Source organism: Streptomyces sp. NPDC001832, from assembly GCF_040297265.1.
GTDB lineage: Bacteria > Actinomycetota > Actinomycetes > Streptomycetales > Streptomycetaceae > Streptomyces.
Window position 1 is genome coordinate 115,936 of the sequence record NZ_JBEOYU010000008.1, and the last position, 18,674, is coordinate 134,609.

Annotated in this window: 32 protein-coding genes; 1 reads left to right on the forward strand and 31 read right to left on the reverse strand. The window is 65.9% G+C overall.

The genetic code is table 11. The features are described 5' to 3' along the window. The first annotated feature begins 38 nt into the window (after positions 1 to 38). On the forward strand, positions 39 to 896 hold the full coding sequence (locus tag ABT115_RS09525; RefSeq protein WP_351786045.1) for a hypothetical protein: 858 nt from the start codon (positions 39 to 41) through the stop codon (positions 894 to 896). 54 nt (positions 897 to 950) lie between these two features. Here ABT115_RS09525 and truA read toward each other — a convergent pair whose 3' ends face one another. The 31 genes from truA to rpsJ form a co-directional block, all read right to left on the reverse strand. Further along, positions 951 to 1,805: a tRNA pseudouridine(38-40) synthase TruA gene (gene truA, locus ABT115_RS09530; protein WP_351786047.1), complete on the reverse strand. Its 855-nt coding sequence runs from the start codon at positions 1,803 to 1,805 to the stop codon at positions 951 to 953. A gap of 87 nt (positions 1,806 to 1,892) precedes the next feature. Further along, complete coding sequence (gene rplQ / locus ABT115_RS09535) at positions 1,893 to 2,420, reverse strand: 50S ribosomal protein L17 (RefSeq protein WP_351786049.1); 528 nt, start codon at positions 2,418 to 2,420, stop codon at positions 1,893 to 1,895. Between the two features lie 129 nt (positions 2,421 to 2,549). Next, positions 2,550 to 3,572 (reverse strand): DNA-directed RNA polymerase subunit alpha, encoded by a 1,023-nt coding sequence (locus ABT115_RS09540; RefSeq protein ID WP_003966937.1) that lies wholly within the window; start codon positions 3,570 to 3,572, stop codon positions 2,550 to 2,552. A 121-nt stretch (positions 3,573 to 3,693) separates the two neighbouring features. Continuing rightward, complete coding sequence (gene rpsK / locus ABT115_RS09545; RefSeq protein WP_003956432.1) at positions 3,694 to 4,098, reverse strand: 30S ribosomal protein S11; 405 nt, start codon at positions 4,096 to 4,098, stop codon at positions 3,694 to 3,696. A gap of 105 nt (positions 4,099 to 4,203) precedes the next feature. Beyond that, positions 4,204 to 4,584: a 30S ribosomal protein S13 gene (rpsM, locus tag ABT115_RS09550; RefSeq protein WP_018519286.1), complete on the reverse strand. Its 381-nt coding sequence runs from the start codon at positions 4,582 to 4,584 to the stop codon at positions 4,204 to 4,206. A 194-nt stretch (positions 4,585 to 4,778) separates the two neighbouring features. Continuing rightward, positions 4,779 to 4,892, reverse strand: coding sequence for a 50S ribosomal protein L36 (gene rpmJ, locus ABT115_RS09555; RefSeq protein WP_003956441.1), 114 nt, complete (start codon positions 4,890 to 4,892; stop codon positions 4,779 to 4,781). 60 nt (positions 4,893 to 4,952) lie between these two features. Further along, the gene (gene infA, locus ABT115_RS09560; protein WP_003956442.1) at positions 4,953 to 5,174 is read right to left on the reverse strand and encodes a translation initiation factor IF-1; all 222 of its coding nucleotides are present in this window, start codon (positions 5,172 to 5,174) and stop codon (positions 4,953 to 4,955) included. Between the two features lie 217 nt (positions 5,175 to 5,391). Beyond that, positions 5,392 to 6,234 (reverse strand): type I methionyl aminopeptidase, encoded by an 843-nt coding sequence (map, locus tag ABT115_RS09565; RefSeq protein ID WP_351786052.1) that lies wholly within the window; start codon positions 6,232 to 6,234, stop codon positions 5,392 to 5,394. A gap of 133 nt (positions 6,235 to 6,367) precedes the next feature. After that, positions 6,368 to 7,024: an adenylate kinase gene (locus tag ABT115_RS09570; RefSeq protein WP_351786054.1), complete on the reverse strand. Its 657-nt coding sequence runs from the start codon at positions 7,022 to 7,024 to the stop codon at positions 6,368 to 6,370. Next, a complete protein-coding gene (secY, locus tag ABT115_RS09575) occupies positions 7,024 to 8,343 on the reverse strand; it encodes a preprotein translocase subunit SecY (protein WP_351786056.1) in 1,320 nt (439 codons plus the stop codon). The genes ABT115_RS09570 and secY overlap by 1 nt, the downstream gene beginning before the upstream one ends. A 225-nt stretch (positions 8,344 to 8,568) precedes the next feature. Continuing rightward, on the reverse strand, positions 8,569 to 9,024 hold the full coding sequence (gene rplO / locus ABT115_RS09580) for a 50S ribosomal protein L15 (RefSeq protein WP_351786059.1): 456 nt from the start codon (positions 9,022 to 9,024) through the stop codon (positions 8,569 to 8,571). 1 nt (position 9,025) lies between these two features. Further along, complete coding sequence (rpmD, locus tag ABT115_RS09585) at positions 9,026 to 9,208, reverse strand: 50S ribosomal protein L30 (RefSeq protein ID WP_351786061.1); 183 nt, start codon at positions 9,206 to 9,208, stop codon at positions 9,026 to 9,028. Beyond that, on the reverse strand, positions 9,208 to 9,813 hold the full coding sequence (rpsE, locus tag ABT115_RS09590; protein WP_072485533.1) for a 30S ribosomal protein S5: 606 nt from the start codon (positions 9,811 to 9,813) through the stop codon (positions 9,208 to 9,210). Before rpsE ends, rpmD begins: the two co-directional genes overlap by 1 nt. A gap of 47 nt (positions 9,814 to 9,860) precedes the next feature. Continuing rightward, positions 9,861 to 10,244: a 50S ribosomal protein L18 gene (gene rplR, locus ABT115_RS09595; RefSeq protein ID WP_093540756.1), complete on the reverse strand. Its 384-nt coding sequence runs from the start codon at positions 10,242 to 10,244 to the stop codon at positions 9,861 to 9,863. 2 nt (positions 10,245 to 10,246) lie between these two features. Further along, complete coding sequence (rplF, locus tag ABT115_RS09600) at positions 10,247 to 10,786, reverse strand: 50S ribosomal protein L6 (RefSeq protein WP_266747962.1); 540 nt, start codon at positions 10,784 to 10,786, stop codon at positions 10,247 to 10,249. A 21-nt stretch (positions 10,787 to 10,807) separates the two neighbouring features. After that, entirely contained in the window at positions 10,808 to 11,206 is a 399-nt protein-coding gene (gene rpsH / locus ABT115_RS09605; protein WP_005313538.1) for a 30S ribosomal protein S8, read from the reverse strand. 224 nt (positions 11,207 to 11,430) lie between these two features. Continuing rightward, the gene (locus tag ABT115_RS09610) at positions 11,431 to 11,616 is read right to left on the reverse strand and encodes a type Z 30S ribosomal protein S14 (protein WP_003948630.1); all 186 of its coding nucleotides are present in this window, start codon (positions 11,614 to 11,616) and stop codon (positions 11,431 to 11,433) included. 2 nt (positions 11,617 to 11,618) lie between these two features. Beyond that, entirely contained in the window at positions 11,619 to 12,176 is a 558-nt protein-coding gene (rplE, locus tag ABT115_RS09615) for a 50S ribosomal protein L5 (RefSeq protein WP_037688009.1), read from the reverse strand. Further along, positions 12,176 to 12,499: a 50S ribosomal protein L24 gene (gene rplX, locus ABT115_RS09620; protein WP_351786066.1), complete on the reverse strand. Its 324-nt coding sequence runs from the start codon at positions 12,497 to 12,499 to the stop codon at positions 12,176 to 12,178. The genes rplE and rplX overlap by 1 nt, the downstream gene beginning before the upstream one ends. 2 nt (positions 12,500 to 12,501) lie before the next feature. Further along, a complete protein-coding gene (gene rplN, locus ABT115_RS09625) occupies positions 12,502 to 12,870 on the reverse strand; it encodes a 50S ribosomal protein L14 (RefSeq protein WP_003966950.1) in 369 nt (122 codons plus the stop codon). A gap of 100 nt (positions 12,871 to 12,970) precedes the next feature. Further along, positions 12,971 to 13,255, reverse strand: a complete 285-nt coding sequence (gene rpsQ, locus ABT115_RS09630) for a 30S ribosomal protein S17 (RefSeq protein WP_030977953.1) — start codon at positions 13,253 to 13,255, stop codon at positions 12,971 to 12,973. Further along, positions 13,255 to 13,479, reverse strand: a complete 225-nt coding sequence (gene rpmC, locus ABT115_RS09635; RefSeq protein ID WP_014047786.1) for a 50S ribosomal protein L29 — start codon at positions 13,477 to 13,479, stop codon at positions 13,255 to 13,257. The genes rpsQ and rpmC overlap by 1 nt, the downstream gene beginning before the upstream one ends. Continuing rightward, positions 13,479 to 13,898 (reverse strand): 50S ribosomal protein L16, encoded by a 420-nt coding sequence (gene rplP / locus ABT115_RS09640; RefSeq protein ID WP_072485538.1) that lies wholly within the window; start codon positions 13,896 to 13,898, stop codon positions 13,479 to 13,481. Before rplP ends, rpmC begins: the two co-directional genes overlap by 1 nt. A 5-nt stretch (positions 13,899 to 13,903) precedes the next feature. After that, the gene (gene rpsC, locus ABT115_RS09645) at positions 13,904 to 14,746 is read right to left on the reverse strand and encodes a 30S ribosomal protein S3 (RefSeq protein ID WP_351786068.1); all 843 of its coding nucleotides are present in this window, start codon (positions 14,744 to 14,746) and stop codon (positions 13,904 to 13,906) included. After that, complete coding sequence (rplV, locus tag ABT115_RS09650) at positions 14,746 to 15,093, reverse strand: 50S ribosomal protein L22 (protein ID WP_004571827.1); 348 nt, start codon at positions 15,091 to 15,093, stop codon at positions 14,746 to 14,748. The genes rpsC and rplV overlap by 1 nt, the downstream gene beginning before the upstream one ends. A gap of 43 nt (positions 15,094 to 15,136) precedes the next feature. After that, positions 15,137 to 15,418, reverse strand: coding sequence for a 30S ribosomal protein S19 (gene rpsS / locus ABT115_RS09655; protein ID WP_283853425.1), 282 nt, complete (start codon positions 15,416 to 15,418; stop codon positions 15,137 to 15,139). Positions 15,419 to 15,430: 12 nt separating this feature from the next. Next, positions 15,431 to 16,267: a 50S ribosomal protein L2 gene (gene rplB, locus ABT115_RS09660; RefSeq protein WP_351786071.1), complete on the reverse strand. Its 837-nt coding sequence runs from the start codon at positions 16,265 to 16,267 to the stop codon at positions 15,431 to 15,433. Positions 16,268 to 16,307: 40 nt separating this feature from the next. Beyond that, positions 16,308 to 16,631 carry a 50S ribosomal protein L23 gene (gene rplW, locus ABT115_RS09665; protein ID WP_351786074.1) on the reverse strand — a complete coding sequence of 108 codons (324 nt, stop codon included), beginning with the start codon at positions 16,629 to 16,631 and terminating at the stop codon, positions 16,308 to 16,310. Continuing rightward, the gene (rplD, locus tag ABT115_RS09670) at positions 16,631 to 17,281 is read right to left on the reverse strand and encodes a 50S ribosomal protein L4 (RefSeq protein WP_327369309.1); all 651 of its coding nucleotides are present in this window, start codon (positions 17,279 to 17,281) and stop codon (positions 16,631 to 16,633) included. The genes rplW and rplD overlap by 1 nt, the downstream gene beginning before the upstream one ends. Positions 17,282 to 17,285: 4 nt before the next feature. Further along, the gene (rplC, locus tag ABT115_RS09675; protein WP_072485542.1) at positions 17,286 to 17,930 is read right to left on the reverse strand and encodes a 50S ribosomal protein L3; all 645 of its coding nucleotides are present in this window, start codon (positions 17,928 to 17,930) and stop codon (positions 17,286 to 17,288) included. A 13-nt stretch (positions 17,931 to 17,943) separates the two neighbouring features. After that, positions 17,944 to 18,252 carry a 30S ribosomal protein S10 gene (rpsJ, locus tag ABT115_RS09680; protein WP_003948644.1) on the reverse strand — a complete coding sequence of 103 codons (309 nt, stop codon included), beginning with the start codon at positions 18,250 to 18,252 and terminating at the stop codon, positions 17,944 to 17,946. Between the last annotated feature and the right edge of the window lie 422 nt (positions 18,253 to 18,674).

Sequence of the window (18,674 nt, forward strand, 5' to 3'; positions counted from 1 at the left end):
TGGCCCAACCGGTTTGTGTTCCGTCTAGGATTCGCCGCATGAGCTTTGGGCAAGGGGGGCCCTCCTGGGGGCCCGGGGGCACACAGACTCCGGACTGGGCAGCGCTGGCCGACGAGTCCGCCGCGCGCAGCCGCCGCAAGAAGTGGCTGCTCATCGGCGGTGGCGTGCTCGCCACCGCGGCGGTCGGAGCCGTCGTGGCGACGGCGGTCATCTCGATCAACAACGGCAACAGCTCCACCGGCTCGGGCAAGAACGCGAGCGAACTGCCGGCACCGACCGACCTGCCGGACAACACCGCCGAGCCCGAGCCGTCCTTCTCCTCGGTGGCGCCACCGCCCCCGCCGGACCCGAAGGACTACATATCCGACGTCAGGAAGGACAAGGCGCCGATCACCGTCGACGCGTTCTTCCCCGGCAAGAAGCTGACGATGGGCGACCGCGTCTACATCAAGGGCGCGACGCAGCAGACGACGAACTGCGCCGCGACCACCAAGGACGCACTCGGCTCGATCCTCGTCAACAACGGCTGCGACCAGGTCATCCGGGCCACGTACAGCAAGGACGGCGTCGCCGTCACCATCGGCGTCGCGGTCTTCGAGACGGAAGCCCAGGCGAAGAAGGCGGCCCAGCAGTCGAGCGGCAGCGTCGCCGCACTGAGCGGCGCGGGTGTGCCGGCCTTCTGCTCCGCAGGATCGGTCTGCCGCCGTACCGCCAACTTCTACGGCCGCTACGCCTACTTCGCCATCAGCGGGTTCACCAGCGGCAAGGACGTCACCAAGGCCGACAAGAACGTCTTCACCATCGGCAACGACCTGACGAACTTCACGTTCCGTCAAATCCACCACCGCGGAGAGCTCCAGGCATCGGCGGCGGCCACCGCACCCGACAGCCTCTGACACGGCCAGGGAACTCGTGCGCCCCGCGTTCCTCCTCACCCTTCCCCGCGGGGCTCAGCAGCAGCCGGCTCCGGGGAGCGAGCGCACATTGCGCGCCTCCTTGGAGCGGGCGGCCAGCAACTCGTCGGCCGGGTAGGACACTTCCTCCAGCGTCAGCCCATGGGGGCGCACCACATGCACGCCGGGGTCCCGTACCCGTGCCGCCAGCACCTGTGCGGGCCACTCCGCCGGGCGGCGCCCGTCCCCGACGAACAGCGCCGCCCCGATCAGCGCCCGCACCATGTTGTGGCAGAACGCATCGGCCTGCACGGTCGCCGTCATGATCCCGGACGGCTCTTCCCGTACCCAACTCAGCTTCTGCAACGTACGGATGGTCGTCGCGCCCTCGCGCTTCCTGCAGTACGCGGCGAAGTCGTGCTCCCCGACTATCCGGGCCGCCGCCTCGTTCATGGCGTCGACGTCCAACGACCGGTCGTGCCACAGCACATGACCGCGCAACAGCGGATCAACCCCGCCGGGCCGGTCGGCGACGCGATACGCGTAACGACGCCACAGCGCCGAGAACCGGGCATTGAATCCGGCCGGAGCCTCCGCGATCCGCCAGATCCGTACATCGGGCGCCATCCGTCCGGCCAACCGCCGCAGCAGCTTGTCCGCGTGCTCGGCCCACACCTCTTCCGGCAGGTCGACATGGGCGACCTGGCCCCGGGCGTGCACCCCGGCATCGGTGCGCCCGGCGACGGTCAGGTCGTACGTCCGCGAGGACCGCGTCACGGTCCGCAGCGCGTCCTCGATCTCCCCCTGGACAGTCCGCCTGGAGGTCTGCTTGGCCCAGCCGGAGAAGTCCTTGCCGTCGTACGCCAGGTCCAGCCGCACCCGTACGAAGCCGGGCTCTACCTCGTCACTCACCGAAGGATCCTTTTCTGCCAGTGCATACGGAACGGGCCCGCACCGCCCCGAAGGGTGATGCGGGCCCGTCCAGTGGTCTCAGAACGCTCAGGCGTCCTTGGCTTCCACATCAGCCGCTTCCGCGGCGGGCGCGTCGGCCTCGGCCGGCTTGGCGTCCTCGACGGACTCGGCCGGCGCCTCGTCCTTCTTGAGGGCGTCTTCCTTGACCGCACGCTTGGTCGCGGCCTCGGCCTCACCGGTGGCCTGCTGGGCCACGGTCAGCGCCTCGACCAGCTCGATGACGGCCATCGGGGCGTTGTCGCCACGACGGTTGCCGATCTTGGTGATGCGGGTGTAACCACCGGGGCGGTTCTCGTACCGCGGGGCGATCTCGGTGAAGAGCGTGTGCACGACGCTCTTGTCCGTGATCGACTGCAGCACCAGGCGACGGTTGTGGATGTCGCCCTTCTTCGCCTTGGTGATGAAACGCTCGGCGACCGGACGCAGGCGGCGGGCCTTGGCCTCGGTCGTGGTGATGCGGCCGTGCTCGAACAGCGACTTCGCAAGGTTGTTGAGAAGAAGCTTCTCGTGCGCAGCGCTGCCGCCCAGACGGGCACCCTTGGCGGGCTTCGGCATGGTTTTTCTCCTTGTGTGCTGCACCGGCCGTATCAGGTACCGGTGTCAGTTCCCGTGCGGCGGACGCCACACGGAAGATAAAGCGGTCCGGGGCGCCCGGAAGACCTGGGCACCCCAGCCGGAGGCAAATCAGTACTGCTCGGTCTCCACGAAACCGGCGTCCGCGTCGTCATCGGCGCCGAACGCGTCGGCCGCGGCCGTCGGGTCGAATCCGGGCGGGCTGTCCTTGAGCGCCAGGCCCATACCGGCCAGCTTCGCCTTGACCTCGTCGATCGACTTCGCACCGAAGTTGCGGATGTCGAGCAGGTCGGCCTCGGAACGAGCCACGAGCTCACCCACGGAGTGGATGCCCTCACGCTTGAGGCAGTTGTACGAACGGACCGTGAGCTCGAGCTCCTCGATCGGCAGGGCCAGATCGGCAGCGAGCGCTGCGTCCGTCGGGGACGGGCCCATGTCGATGCCCTCGGCATCGATGTTGAGCTCACGCGCCAGACCGAACAGCTCGACCAGGGTCTTACCGGCCGACGCCATGGCGTCACGGGGACGCATGGCCTGCTTGGTCTCGACGTCGACGATCAGCTTGTCGAAGTCGGTGCGCTGCTCGACACGGGTCGCCTCGACCTTGTACGTGACCTTGAGCACCGGCGAGTAGATGGAGTCGACCGGGATACGGCCGATCTCCTGGCCCACCTGCTTGTTCTGGACGGCGGAGACGTAGCCACGACCGCGCTCGACGGTCAGCTCCATCTCCAGCTTGCCCTTGCCGTTCAGCGTGGCCAGGACCAGGTCCGGGTTGTGGACCTCGACACCGGCCGGCGGGGCGATGTCAGCAGCGGTGACCAGGCCGGGGCCCTGCTTGCGCAGGTACATCACGACCGGCTCGTCGTGCTCCGAGGAGACGACCAGCTGCTTGATGTTGAGAATGAGGTCGGTGACGTCCTCCTTGACGCCCGGCACGGTGGTGAACTCGTGCAGGACACCGTCGATCCGGATGCTGGTGACAGCAGCGCCGGGAATCGAGGAGAGGAGCGTACGGCGAAGAGAGTTGCCGAGGGTGTAACCGAAGCCCGGCTCCAGCGGCTCGATGACGAACCGGGAGCGGAACTCGTCAACGACCTCTTCGGTCAGCGACGGACGCTGAGCGATAAGCATGTTGCGTTCCTTCAGTCGTGGGCGCCCACTATTTGACGCCCCCAGGTACTGACAAGGGTACGGGCGGCACGACCCGAAGGAGCCGTACCGCCCGGACCCGCGTTGCTCTACCGCGAAGACGTCAGACGCGGCGACGCTTGGGCGGCCGGCATCCGTTGTGCGGAGTGGGGGTGACGTCCTGGATCGAGCCGACCTCCAGGCCGGTGGCCTGGAGCGAACGGATCGCGGTCTCGCGGCCGGAGCCCGGACCCTTGACGAAGACGTCAACCTTGCGCATGCCGTGCTCCTGCGCGCGGCGGGCGGCCGACTCGGCGGCCATCTGCGCGGCGAAGGGAGTGGACTTGCGCGAGCCCTTGAAGCCGACGTGGCCGGCGGAGGCCCAGGAGATCACGTTGCCCGAGGGGTCCGTGATCGAGACGATCGTGTTGTTGAACGTGCTCTTGATGTGCGCGTGGCCGTGAGCGACGTTCTTCTTTTCCTTGCGACGCACCTTCTTGGCTGCGCCCTGACGACCCTTGGGGGGCATGTCTTGACTCCAGATGGAGAGGGGAGGTGATCGGTCCTACAGCGAAGACCGCTGGTTGCTGCGGATGACCGGTGGCCCGGACGCCCGCAGTGCGTCCGCTGAGGACTACTTCTTGCCCGGCTTCTTCTTACCGGCGATCGCGCGACGCGGGCCCTTGCGGGTACGAGCGTTCGTGCTGGTGCGCTGGCCGTGGACCGGCAGACCGCGGCGGTGACGCAGGCCCTGGTAGCAGCCGATCTCGACCTTGCGGCGAATGTCGGCCTGGATCTCGCGACGGAGGTCACCCTCGGTGCGGAGGTTGGCGTCCACGTACTCGCGGATCTTGACCAGGTCCTCTTCGGCCAGGTCACGAACGCGGGTGTTCGGGTTCACGCCGGTGGTGGCGAGAATCTCCTTGGACCGGGTGCGCCCGATACCGAAGACGTAGGTGAGGGCAACCTCCACGCGCTTTTCGCGCGGGATGTCAACACCTGAAACGCGTGCCATTCAATGGCTCCAGTTGTCATTTCGGGGGTCTTCCACAGTGCCACTCCCGATCGCCGACCTCTCGCGGTGAGAGGTGGTACGCCCGGGTCCCCGGCCCCCGCCGGAGGTGTCGTCAGCCGAAGCTTGGACGGGCTCTGCGTATGTACGTATTACGTGCGTCGCGCGAAGTGCTGCGAGATGCAGGGGGTCGTGCGTCAGCCCTGGCGCTGCTTGTGGCGCAGGTTGTCGCAGATGACCATGACCCGACCGTGGCGGCGGATCACCTTGCACTTGTCGCAGATCTTCTTGACGCTCGGCTTGACCTTCATGGGATGTCAGGTTCTCCGGGTCAGTGCCATCACCACGCCGAAGCGGGGTGCGGGCAAGATCTACTTGTAGCGGTAGACGATCCGGCCACGCGTCAGGTCGTACGGAGAGAGCTCCACGACGACCCGGTCATCCGGAAGGATTCGGATGTAGTGCATCCGCATCTTGCCGCTGATGTGCGCGAGGACCTTGTGACCGTTCTGGAGTTCCACCTTGAACATGGCGTTCGGGAGGGACTCGATCACGGTGCCCTCAATTTCGATGGCACCTTGCTTCTTGGCCACGCTTCGCCTTTCGAATCGGCTACCTTGATCGACTTTTGGCATCGCACGTGGACATGTGGACACACGGATGCACAAGAGCCGACGCGTCAGTCTACGTCAGCGGACCCCAAAAGACGAATCCGTCAAGTTTGCCCGCCCCAGGAGATCCTTAGACCTCCACAAGAGGGTCAAATCGGCCGACGGGGTCTCCCCTGGTCCTCAAGACCTCGGGTGGTCCTCAAGACCTCGGGGAAGGGTCCGGTGCCGTCTCGATCCCGTATTGGGCCAGCTTCGCCTTGCCGCAGTCGGGGGCCGTCAGGACCAGCGGGCCCTGCTCGGTGAGCGCGATCGAGTGCTCCCAGTGGGAGGACCAGGTGCCGTCCGTCGTGATCACGGTCCAGTCGTCCTGAAGCACCTCGGTCTGCGGCGTACCGAGGGAAACCATCGGCTCGATGGCCAGGCAGACGCCGGGCACGAGCTTGATGCCCTTGCCGCGCTTGCGGGCGACGTAGTTCAGCAGGTGCGGGTCCATGTGCATCTCGGTGCCGATGCCGTGACCGCCGTAGTCCTCGATGATCCCGTACTTGCCGGTGGCGGGGCGGGGCTGGCGGCGGATGTAGGACTCGATCGCCTTCGAGATGTCGACGAGGCGGTTGTTCACCTTCATCGCGGCGATACCGGCCCACATGGACTCCTCGGTCACCCGGGAGAGCTCGATCAGCTCCGGAGCGTGGCCAGTGCCGACGAATGCCGTGTACGCGGCGTCGCCGTGCCAGCCGTCGACGATCGCGCCGGCGTCGATGGAGATGATGTCGCCGTCCTTGAGGACGGTCTTGTCGTCCGGGATGCCGTGGACGACGACCTCGTTTACCGAGGTGCAGATGGTCGCGGGGAACCCGCCGTACCCGAGGAAGTTCGACTTTGCTCCGTGGTCGGCGATCACCTTGCGGGCGACCCGGTCCAGGTCCAGCGTGGTGGCACCGGGGACCGCCGCCTCGCGGGTGGCCGCGTGAATGGCAGCGACCACCAGCCCCGCCTCGCGCATCTTCGCGATCTGCTCAGGGGTCTTGATCTGCACCATTGCGCGGCGCCTCTCTGCATCGGACTGCATCGATCGGTGACGGGTGCGGCGTACTCAACGATACGGCGCAAGCAGTCGGCCGCGGCGCCCATGGACGCCGCGGCCGACTGCACAAGTACTGCGGGTTGCTCTGTCAGCCCCTGTCGGCCTTGAGAGCCTCCATCGCCCGCTCGGTCACATCGGTGACCTTGCCGAGCGCGGAGATGGTGACCACCAGGTTCTGGGCCCTGTAGTAGTCGATGATCGGCTCGGTCTGCGTGTGGTAGACCTCCAGCCGGGTACGAACCGTGTTCTCGGTGTCGTCGTCGCGCTGGTACAGCTCACCGCCGCAGGTGTCGCAGACGCCCTCGGTCTTCGGCGGGTTGTACGTCACATGGAAGACGTGCGAGCCGTCGTTCCGGCAGATTCGGCGGCCGGCGATGCGCTTGACCACCTCGTCCTCGGGGACCTCCAGGTCCAGGACCGCGTCCAGCTTGGTGCCCTCGTCCTTGAGCATGGCGTCAAGAGCCTCGGCCTGACCCACATTGCGCGGGAAGCCGTCCAGCAGGAAGCCGTTCTCGGCGTCCGGCTGGGACATGCGGTCCTTGGCCATCCCGATGGTGACCTCGTCCGGCACCAACTCCCCTGCGTCCATGAAGGCGCGGGCCTGCTTGCCAAGGTCGGTGCCCTGGCTGATGTTGGCACGGAAGAGATCGCCCGTGGAGATCTGCGGAATCGACAGGTTCTTGGCAAGGTACGCAGCCTGCGTTCCCTTGCCGGCACCGGGCGGCCCGACGAGGACGATTCGCATCAGCGGAGGAACCCTTCGTAATTGCGCTGCTGGAGCTGACTCTCAATCTGCTTCACGGTCTCCAGACCCACACCCACGATGATGAGGATGCTTGTCCCGCCGAACGGGAAGTTCTGGTTAGCACCGCCGAAGCCTGCCAACGCCATTGTCGGCACCAGAGCGATCAGGCCCAGGTACAGCGAGCCCGGCCAAGTGATCCTGTTGAGCACGTAGCTCAGGTACTCGGCAGTAGGTCGACCAGCCCGGATACCCGGGATGAAGCCACCATACTTCTTCATGTTGTCGGCGACTTCCTCGGGGTTGAACGAAATCGCCACATAGAAGAAGGCGAAGAAGACGATCAACAGGAAGTACGCCGTGATGTAGATCGGGTGGTCGCCCTTGACGAAGTTGTCCCTGATCCAGGTCGCCCAGCCCGCGGTGGAGTTTGTGAACTGGACGATCAGGGCCGGGATGTAGAGCAGCGAAGAAGCGAAGATGACGGGAATCACACCCGCCTGATTCACCTTCAGCGGGATGTACGTCGAGGTACCGCCGTACGACCTGCGGCCGATCATGCGCTTCGCGTACTGCACCGGGATACGGCGCTGGGCCTGCTCGACGAAGACGACGAGGGCCACCATCACGAAGCCGATCAGGATGACGGTGCCGAACTCGATCCAGCCGTCGGCCAGCTTGCCGCTGGTCTTGATGGCCCACAGGGAGCCGGGGAAGCTGGCGGCGATCGAGATGAACATCAGGATCGACATGCCGTTGCCGATGCCGCGGTCGGTGATGAGCTCACCGAGCCACATGAGGGCCGCGGTGCCCGCGGTCATCGTGATCACCATGACGATGATCGTGAAGATCGACTGGTCCGGCACGATCTGGTCGGCGACCGGGCAGCCGCTGAACAGCGCGCCACTGGTGGCGGTGGCCACCAGCCCGGTGCCCTGGAGGATGGCGAGCGCGACCGTCAGATAACGCGTGTACTGCGTGATCTTGGCCTGGCCGGACTGCCCCTCCTTCTTGAGTGACTCGAGTCGGGGAATCACCACGGTCAGCAGCTGAAGGATGATGCTGGCCGTGATGTACGGCATGATGCCGAGCGCGAAGATCGTGATCTGCAGCAATGCACCACCGCTGAACATGTTCACCAGGCCGAAGAGGCTGTTGTTGCCCTTGCTGGCCTGATCAACACACATCTGAACGTTCTCGTAGCTCACTCCCGGCACCGGGATGTGCGCCCCGAGCCGGTAGACCACGATGATGCCGAGCGTGAAGAGCAGCTTCTTGCGCAGGTCGGGCGTCTTGAACGCCCGGGCGAACGCGGTGAGCACGGTGCCTCCTGCGACCCCCGCGCAATGCGAAGAGGTGACGGTCTTGAGGATCGACGAATACGTAACGGTCAAAGGACCCCGGACGGGTGCCCAGGGGGGTTACCACACAACAACGCACGCCACCTTACCGGCGACCATGCCTGCCTAGGAACGACCAACCGGGGATGCCTCGAATAAGAGGCATCCCCGGTCGGATGTTCAAGCCATCGAGTTGTCCGAGTTGTCTCAGACGAGCTCGGTGACGGTGCCGCCGGCGGCGGCGATCTTCTCCTTGGCGGAGCCGGAGACGGCGTCAACCGAAACCTGCAGTGCCACGGAGATCTCGCCCTGTCCGAGGACCTTGACGAGGTGGTTGTTGCGCACCGCACCCTTGGCGACCAGGTCGGCCACGGTGACCTCGCCACCCTCGGGGTAGAGGGTCGCGAGCTTGTCCAGGTTCACGACCTGGTACTCGGTGCGGAACGGGTTCTTGAAGCCCTTGAGCTTCGGGAGACGCATGTGGAGGGGCATCTGCCCACCCTCGAAGCGCTCCGGAACCTGGTAACGGGCCTTGGTGCCCTTGGTGCCACGACCGGCGGTCTTACCCTTGGACGCCTCACCACGACCCACACGGGTCCTGGCGGTCTTGGCACCCGGGGCGGGCCGGAGGTCATGGGCCTTCAGCGGCTTGTTCTCCGCCATGTCAGTCGACCTCCTCAACCGTCACGAGGTGGCGGACGGTGTGAGCCATGCCGCGGAACTCGGGACGGTCCTCCTTGACAACCACGTCGTTCAGGCGCTTGAGCCCGAGCGAACGCAGCGTCTCGCGGTGGTTCTGCTTGCTGCCGATGTACGACTTCGTCTGCGTGATCTTGAGGCGAGCCATTACGCACCCGCTCCCGCACGTGCACGAAGCAGAGCCGCGGGGGCGACGTCCTCGAGGGGCAGACCACGGCGAGCCGCGATCTCCTCGGGGCGCTGCAGGCCCTTGAGGGCCTCCACGGTCGCGTGCACGATGTTGATCGCGTTGTCGGAGCCGAGCGACTTCGACAGGATGTCGTGAACGCCGGCGCACTCCAGAACGGCGCGCACCGGGCCACCGGCGATAACACCGGTACCGGGGGAAGCAGGCTTCAGCAGGACGACGCCCGCAGCCTTCTCGCCCTGGATCGGGTGCGGGATGGTGCCCTGGATGCGCGGGACCTTGAAGAAGTTCTTCTTGGCCTCTTCCACGCCCTTGGCGATGGCCGCGGGAACTTCCTTGGCCTTGCCGTAGCCGACACCGACGGTGCCGTCACCATCGCCCACCACGACCAGCGCGGTGAAGCTGAAGCGACGACCACCCTTCACAACCTTGGCGACGCGGTTGATCGCGACAACGCGCTCAACGTACGCGGTCTTCTCGGCGGCAGCTGCGCCGCCGTCACGGCCCTTCCGGTCCCGCCGCTCGCCGCCACCGGCACCGCTTCCGCGGCGCTGGGGTCCAGCCATTGGATTTACCTCTCTCTGTTACGTCCGCTGTGCGTAGGAACCGGGGCTTAGAACTTCAGCCCGGCTTCACGGGCGGCGTCAGCCAGAGCGGCAATCCGCCCGGCGTACTGGTTACCACCGCGGTCAAACACGACGGCCTCGACGCCTGCTGCCTTGGCGCGCTCAGCGACCAGGGCGCCGACCTGCTTGGCCTGGGTGCTCTTGTCGCCCTCGCCACCACGGATGGAAACGTCCAGGGTCGACGCCGACGCGAGCGTGTGGCCCGCGATGTCGTCGATGACCTGAGCGACCATGTGGCGGTTGGACCGCGTCACGACCAAGCGCGGACGCTCCGGCGAACCGGAGATGTGCTTGCGGACGCGGATGTGGCGACGCTTGAGGGCGGCACGCTTGTAGGCGTCGCCCTTGGCGATCTTCACGCCGTATGCCATGGCTACTTACCAGCCTTTCCGACCTTGCGGCGGATGACCTCGCCGGCGTACTTGACGCCCTTGGCCTTGTACGGGTCAGGCTTCCGCAGCTTGCGGATCTTGGCCGCGGTCTCGCCGACCTTCTGCTTGTCGATGCCCTCGACGGAGAACTTCGTGGGGGACTCCACCTTGAAGGTGATGCCCTCCGGGGCCTCGATCAGGATCGGGTGGCTGTAGCCCAGGGCGAACTCCAGGTTGGAGCCCTTCGCCTGGACGCGGTAACCGACACCACTGATCTCGAGCGCCTTGGTGTATCCCTGGGTCACACCGGTGATCATGTTCGCCACCAGCGTGCGGGACAGGCCGTGCAGGGCCTTGTTCTGACGCTCGTCGTTCGGGCGGGTGACGCTGAGGAAGCCGTCCTCACCCTTGGTGACCTCGATCGGCGACGCAACGGTGTGCGTGAGGGTGCCCTTGGGGCCCTTCACCGCGACCGTACGGCCATCGATGGTGACGTCCACACCGGCGGGAACCTGGATGGGGAGCTTGCCGATTCGCGACATGAGCTATTCCTCCGTTCCCGACTACCAGACGTAGGCGAGGACTTCCCCACCTACGCCCTTCTTCTGAGCCTGCTGGCCGGTCAGGAGACCGTGGGACGTGGAGATGATCGCCACGCCCAGGCCGCCGAGAACCTTCGGCAGGTTGGTGGACTTTGCGTATACACGCAGACCCGGCTTCGAGATGCGCTTGATGCCGGCGATCGAACGCTCGCGGTTCGGGCCGAACTTCAGCTCGAGGACGAGGTTCTTGCCGACCTCGGCGTCCTCGACCTTCCAGCCGGTGATGAAGCCCTCCTGCTGGAGGATCTCCGCGATGTGCGACTTGATCTTGCTGTGCGGCATCACGACGGAGTCGTGGTACGCCGAGTTCGCGTTACGCAGACGCGTGAGCATGTCTGCGATGGGATCAGTCATGGTCATGAATTGGCCTTCGGCCTCTCTCGCCGGGGTTTCCTGTATGCGCCATCCCTCTCCCCACTCAGAGGCAGGACGGGTGCGGCGCGGGGACCTACGGCGTAGTAAGTCGGTCTTGGGCGGCAGGCGCCCAACCCCGCAAGCCTACGGCATGTGGGGGAGGGCTCCTGCCGACCAGATGCTTACCGAGAGCTTCCGTCAATTCTCAACGCCCAAAGGGCGAAGGAGAATTACCAGGAGCTCTTGGTCACGCCCGGCAGCTCGCCACGGTGAGCCATCTCACGAAGGCACACGCGGCACAGGCCGAACTTGCGGTAGACGGAGTGGGGCCGGCCGCAGCGCTGGCAGCGGGTGTACCCGCGAACGCCGAACTTCGGCTTACGGGCGGCCTTAGCGATCAGAGCCTTCTTCGCCACGGTCAGTTCTCCTTGAACGGGAAGCCGAGGTGACGAAGGAGGGCACGACCCTCGTCGTCATTGGTCGCCGTGGTGACCACGGTGATGTCCATGCCCCGGACCCGGTCGATCTTGTCCTGGTCGATCTCGTGGAACATGACCTGCTCCGTGAGACCGAAGGTGTAGTTGCCACGGCCGTCGAACTGCTTCGGCGACAGGCCACGGAAGTCACGGATACGCGGCAGCGCGAGCGACAGCGTACGGTCCAGGAACTCCCACATCCGGTCACCACGGAGGGTGACGTGGCAGCCGATCGGCTGACCCTCACGCAGCTTGAACTGCGCGATGGACTTGCGGGCCTTGGTGACAGCCGGCTTCTGGCCGGTGATCGTGGTGAGGTCGCGCACGGCGCCATCGATCAGCTTGGAGTCGCGGGCGGCGTCGCCCACACCCATGTTGACCACGATCTTGACGAGACCGGGAATCTGCATGACGTTCTCGTAGGAGAACTCCTCACGCAGCTTGCCGGCGATTTCCTCGCGGTAGCGCGTCTTGAGACGCGGCGCAGTGGTGGCAGTCATCAGATGTCCTCACCGGTCCGCTTGGCAACGCGGATCTTGTTGCCCTCGTCGTCAAAGCGGTAGCCGACGCGGGTGACGACCTTCTTGCCGTCCTTTTCCACAACCAGCTGAACGTTGCTGACGTGAATCGGGGCCTCGGTGGTGACGATGCCGCCGGTCTGCGAACCGCGAGCCGTCTGACCGGCCTTGGTGTGCTTCTTGACCCGGTTGACACCCTCGACGAGGACACGGTCCTGAGCGGGGTAGGCCACGACGACCTTGCCCTGCTTGCCCTTGTCCTTACCGGTGATGACCTGAACCAGGTCGCCCTTCTTGATCTTCATGCTTACAGCACCTCCGGCGCGAGCGAGATGATCTTCATGAACTTCTTCTCGCGCAGCTCACGGCCCACCGGGCCGAAGATACGGGTGCCGCGGGGGTCGCCGTCGTTCTTCAGAATGACGGCGGCGTTCTCGTCGAAGCGGATGTACGAGCCATCCTGACGACGACGCTCCTTGACGGTGCGAACGATGACGGCCTTGACGACGTCACCCTTCTTCACGTTGCCACCGGGGATCGCGTCCTTGACGGTGGCGACGATGACGTCACCGATGCCCGCGTAGCGGCGACCCGAACCACCGAGAACACGGATGGTGAGGATTTCCTTCGCACCCGTGTTGTCGGCGACGCGAAGTCGCGACTCCTGCTGGATCACGTCTATCTCCTGATCGTCTGCCGGTTCCCGGCGGGGGCTCCTTGACCGGAGCCCCCGCCGAGCCTGGCGGAACTTGCCTGAGGGGAATGCCCCTCAGGAATTACTTGGCCTTCTCGAGGATCTCGACGACGCGCCACCGCTTCGTGGCGGACAGCGGCCGGGTCTCCATCAGGAGGACGCGGTCACCGACGCCTGCGGCGTTCTGCTCGTCGTGCGCCTTGAGCTTGTTCGTACGGCGGATGACCTTGCCGTACAGCGCGTGCTTGACACGGTCCTCGACAGCGACGACGACGGTCTTGTCCATCTTGTCGCTGACGACCAGGCCCTCACGGGTCTTGCGGAAACCGCGGTCAGTGTTGGTCTCAGTCACAGTCTTCTCGCTCATCAGACGCTCTCCACCGTCTCGATGCCCAGCTCGCGCTCGCGCATCAGGGTGTAGATCCGGGCGATGTCCTTACGGACGGACTTGAGCCGACCGTGGTTCTCGAGCTGACCGGTCGCCGCCTGGAAGCGGAGGTTGAACAGCTCTTCCTTGGCCTCGCGGAGCTTGTTGAGCAGCTCCTCGTTGCCCAGCTCGCGCAGCTCGGACGCCTTGGTTCCGGCCGACATCACGCCTCACCTGCCTCGCGCCGAACGATGCGGCACTTCATCGGAAGCTTGTGAGCAGCGCGAGTAAGCGCCTCACGAGCAATCTTCTCGTTCGGGTAGGACAGCTCGAACATCACCCGACCCGGCTTGACGTTCGCGATCCACCACTCGGGAGAACCCTTACCGGAACCCATGCGGGTCTCGGCGGGCTTCTTCGTCAGGGGACGGTCCGGGTAGATGTTGATCCAGACCTTGCCGCCACGCTTGATGTGGCGGGTCATCGCGATACGAGCTGCCTCGATCTGGCGGTTCGTCACGTACGCCGGGGTCAGCGCCTGGATGCCGTACTCGCCGAACGCAACCTGCGTGCCACCCTTGGACATACCGCTGCGCTTCGGGTGGTGCTGCTTGCGGTGCTTGACCCTACGGGGGATCAGCATTTCGGTCAGGCCTCCGTTCCGGTGCTCTCGGCAGCCGGAGCAGCGGCGGCGGAAGCCTCGGCCTTGGGGGCCTCGGCAGCCGGTGCCGACTGCTGCTGCGGCTTGCGACCGCGACCGCCACGCTCGCCACCGCGGCCACCACGGCCGGCCGGGCGGTCAGCGCCGCCACGGGCCGGGCGGTTGCCGGCGCGGGCGGCGGCGTTCTCGGCGCGGACCTCGGCGATGTTCTTGACGTCGCCCTTGTAGATCCAGACCTTCACGCCGATGCGGCCGAAGGTCGTCTTGGCCTCGAAGAAGCCGTAGTCGACGTTCGCGCGGAGCGTGTGCAGGGGCACACGGCCCTCGCGGTAGAACTCCGAGCGGGACATCTCGGCGCCGCCGAGGCGGCCACCGCACTGGATCTTGATGCCCTTGGCGCCGGCCTTCATCGAGCTCTGCATGCTCTTGCGCATGGCACGACGGAAGGACACGCGGGAGGAGAGCTGCTCGGCGACGGCCTGGGCCACCAGCTGAGCGTCCACCTCGGGGTTCTTGACCTCGAGGATGTTCAGCTGGACCTGCTTGCCGGTCAGCTTCTCCAGCTCGCCACGGATGCGGTCGGCCTCGGCGCCACGGCGACCGATGACGATGCCCGGGCGGGCGGTGTGGATGTCAACGCGGACGCGGTCGCGGGTGCGCTCGATCTCGACCTTCGAGATGCCGGCCCGCTCCATGCCCTTCGTCATCATGCGACGAATGGCGACGTCTTCCTTGACGTAGTCCTTGTACAGCTTGTCGGCGTACCAACGGGACTTGAAGTCCGTGGTAATGCCGAGCCGGAACCCGTGCGGGTTTACCTTCTGGCCCATTACCGGGTTCCTTCCTTGCTGCTGACGACCACGGTGATGTGGCTGGTCCGCTTACGGATCCGGTAGGCACGGCCCTGAGCACGCGGACGGAACCGCTTCAGGGTCGGGCCCTCGTCCACGTACGCCTCGCTGATGACCAGCGAAGAGGCGTCGGTGTGGTCGTAGTTGTGTGCGGCGTTGGCGATGGCGCTGTCCAGCACCTTGCCAACCGGCACGCTCGCGGCCTGCGGGGCGAAACGCAGGACCGCCTGAGCCTCCGTGGCGTCCATGCCACGGATGAGGTCCACCACGCGGCGGGCCTTCATGGGCGTGACGCGGATGTACCGCGCCTGGGCCCTGGCTTCCATGGTTGTCCCTTCGGTGTAAGTCATTAGTCGTTCCACCCCGCGATTAGCGGCGCTTCGACTTCCGGTCGTCCTTGACGTGGCCGCGGAAGGTGCGAGTCGGCGAGAACTCGCCGAGCTTGTGGCCGACCATCGACTCGGTGACGAACACCGGGACGTGGATCTTGCCGTTGTGCACCGCGATGGTGTGACCCAGCATGGCCGGGACGATCATCGAGCGACGGGACCAGGTCTTGATGACGTTCTTGGTGCCTGCCTCGTTCTGTGCGTCCACCTTCTTGATGAGGTGGCCGTCGACGAAGGGCCCCTTCTTGAGACTGCGCGGCATCTAAACCCGCTCCTAGCGCTTCTTGTTCGTCTTGCGGCGGCGGACGATGTACTTGTTGCTCGCCTTCTTGGGAGAACGAGTACGACCCTCCTTCTGACCCCACGGCGAGACCGGGTGGCGACCACCGGAGGTCTTGCCCTCACCACCACCGTGCGGGTGGTCAACCGGGTTCATCACGACACCGCGGACGGTCGGGCGGACGCCCTTCCAGCGCATGCGGCCGGCCTTGCCCCAGTTGATGTTCGACTGCTCGGCGTTGCCGACCTCGCCGATGGTGGCGCGGCAGCGGGCGTCGACCAGGCGGATTTCACCCGACGGCATACGAAGGTGGGCCATGGTGCCCTCCTTCGCCAGCAGCTGCACGGAGGCACCTGCGGAACGGGCGAACTTCGCACCGCCGCCGGGCCGCAGCTCGATGGCGTGGATGGTCGTACCGACCGGGATGTTGCGCAGCGCCAGGTTGTTGCCGGGCTTGATGTCGGCGGCCGGGCCGTTCTCGACACGGTCGCCCTGCGCCAGGCCACGCGGCGCGATGATGTAGCGCTTCTCGCCGTCCGCGTAGTGCAGGAGCGCGATGCGCGCGGTGCGGTTCGGGTCGTACTCGATGTGCGCGACCTTGGCCGGCACGCCGTCCTTGTCGTGACGACGGAAGTCGATCACTCGGAAGGCGCGCTTGTGGCCACCGCCCTGGTGGCGAACGGTCACACGACCGGCGTTGTTACGGCCGCCCTTGCTGTGCAGGGGGCGGACCAGCGACTTCTCCGGCGTGGACCGCGTGATCTCGACAAAGTCGGCGACGCTGGAGCCACGACGGCCCGGGGTCGTCGGCTTGTACTTGCGGATACCCATTTCTCAGTCCTCGTCCGATTTCGGACGATCCAGACCGCCCTTAGGCGGTCGGACCGCCGAAGATGTCGATACGGTCGCCCTCGGCGAGGGTCACGATGGCGCGCTTGGTGTCAGCGCGCTTGCCGAAACCGGTCCTGGTGCGCTTGCGCTTACCCTGCCGGTTGATCGTGTTGACCCCGGTGACCTTGACCGAGAAGACCGCTTCCACGGCCTGCTTGATCTGGGTCTTGTTGGAGCCGGGCGCGACGATGAACGTGTACTTGTTCTCGTCGAGCAGCGCGTAGCTCTTCTCGGAAACGACCGGCCTGACGAGAACGTCGCGCGGGTCCGAGTAGGTCTTGCTGGTAACGGTCGCCTCGCTCATCAGGCGTCGCTCCCTTCGGTCTCAGCGGTCTGGGGGCCAGACACGAAGGACTCGAAGGCGGCCTGAGTGAAGACCACGTCGTCAGAGACGATCACGTCGTACGTGTTCAGCTGGCCCGGCTCCAGGATGTGCACCTGGGGCAGGTTGCGGGCGGACAGCCACGCGGCCTCGTCGGCGCGGTCGACGACCAGGAGCAGGTTCTTGCGCTCCGAGATCTTGCCGAACAGCGTCTTGGCGGCCTTGGTGGAGACGGCACCCTCGACCACGCCGGTGACGACGTGGATGCGGGAGTGACGGGCCCGGTCCGAGAGGGCACCGCGCAGGGCGGCAGCCTTCATCTTCTTCGGGGTCCGCTGCGAGTAGTCACGCGGCTGCGGGCCGTGGACGACGCCACCGCCGGCGAACTGCGGCGCACGGGTCGAACCCTGGCGCGCGCGGCCGGTGCCCTTCTGGCGGTACGGCTTGCGGCCACCGCCACGGACTTCGCCGCGGGTCTTGGTCTTGTGCGTGCCCTGACGGGCAGCTGCCAGCTGTGCGACAACGACCTGGTGGATCAGCGGAACGCTGGTCTTGGCGTCGAAGATCTCCGCGGGGAGCTCGACGGTACCGGCCTTGTCGCCTGCCGGCGAAAGGATGTCAATGGTGCTCATTACCTCAAGCCCCCTTGGCCGCGGTACGGACCAGGACGAGGCCGCCGTTCGGACCGGGGACCGCGCCCTTGATGAGGAGCAGACCCTTCTCCGCGTCAACCGCGTGGATGGTCAGGTTCTGGGTGGTGACACGCTCGTTGCCCATGCGACCCGCCATACGCATGCCCTTGAAGACACGGCCGGGGGTGGCACAGCCACCGATGGAGCCGGGCATGCGGTGCACACGGTGGGCACCGTGGGACGCCTTGCCACCCTTGAAGTTGTGACGCTTCATCACACCGGCGAAGCCCTTGCCCTTGCTCTTGCCCGTGACGTCGACCTTGACGCCGGACTCGAACACCTCGGCAGTGACCTCCTGGCCCAGCGTGTACTCGCTGGCGTCAGGGGTGCGGAGCTCCACCAGGTGGCGGCGCGGGGTGACGTCGGCCTTGGCGAAGTGACCCTTGAGGGGCTTGTTCACCTTGCGGGGGTCGATCTCGCCGAAGGCGATCTGGACTGCCTCGTAGCCGTCGTTGTCGTTGGTGCGGACCTGGGTGACGACGCAGGGCCCGGCCTTGACGACGGTCACCGGGACGACCCGGTTGTTCTCGTCCCAGACCTGGGTCATGCCGAGCTTCTCGCCCAGGACGCCCTTAATGTTCTTAGCCATCTCGCGCGTCACCTCAGAGCTTGATCTCGATGTCGACGCCCGCCGGCAGGTCGAGACGCATCAGCGAGTCAACCGTCTTCGGCGTGGGGTCGAGGATGTCGATGAGGCGCTTGTGCGTGCGCATCTCGAAGTGCTCGCGCGAGTCCTTGTACTTGTGCGGCGACTTGATGACGCAGTACACGTTCTTCTCAGTGGGCAGCGGCACCGGGCCCGCGACCGACGCACCAGTGCGGGTCACCGTCTCGACGATCTTCTTCGCCGAGGAGTCGATGACCTCGTGGTCGTAGGCCTTGAGCCGGATGCGGATCTTCTGTCCCGCCATGGCTACTAGTAGTCCTGTCTCTCATAACGCTCTGGAACCCGGGAGTTCTAAGGACTCCGCCTCCGACCCACGCGGTCGGGCGTGTCGCATCCCCTCTACGCAGATCTCCCGAAGGATTTCCCAACCAAGGGGGTGCGGGCCCGAGGACCGCGCTGTGCTCAATCAAGAGCGTCGGGGGCGGAACACCCACCGGGTGCCTGGCCGGTGCCCCACTGACGCTTCCCGGAAGATTCCCGTACGTCCGACCCGCAGGGGGTCGACGAGTACTGTGGGACTCGCTTCCGGTCCTCCCGGCGGGAGGCGCGCAGCATTGACACTCAACCGAGCAACCTGGTCAGTGTGCCATACGGGGTGTGAGCCTGGCCAATCGGCCGAGGATCTTACCCCGCGTGATCGCTCGGTCAAACGCGGGCGCGCAGCGG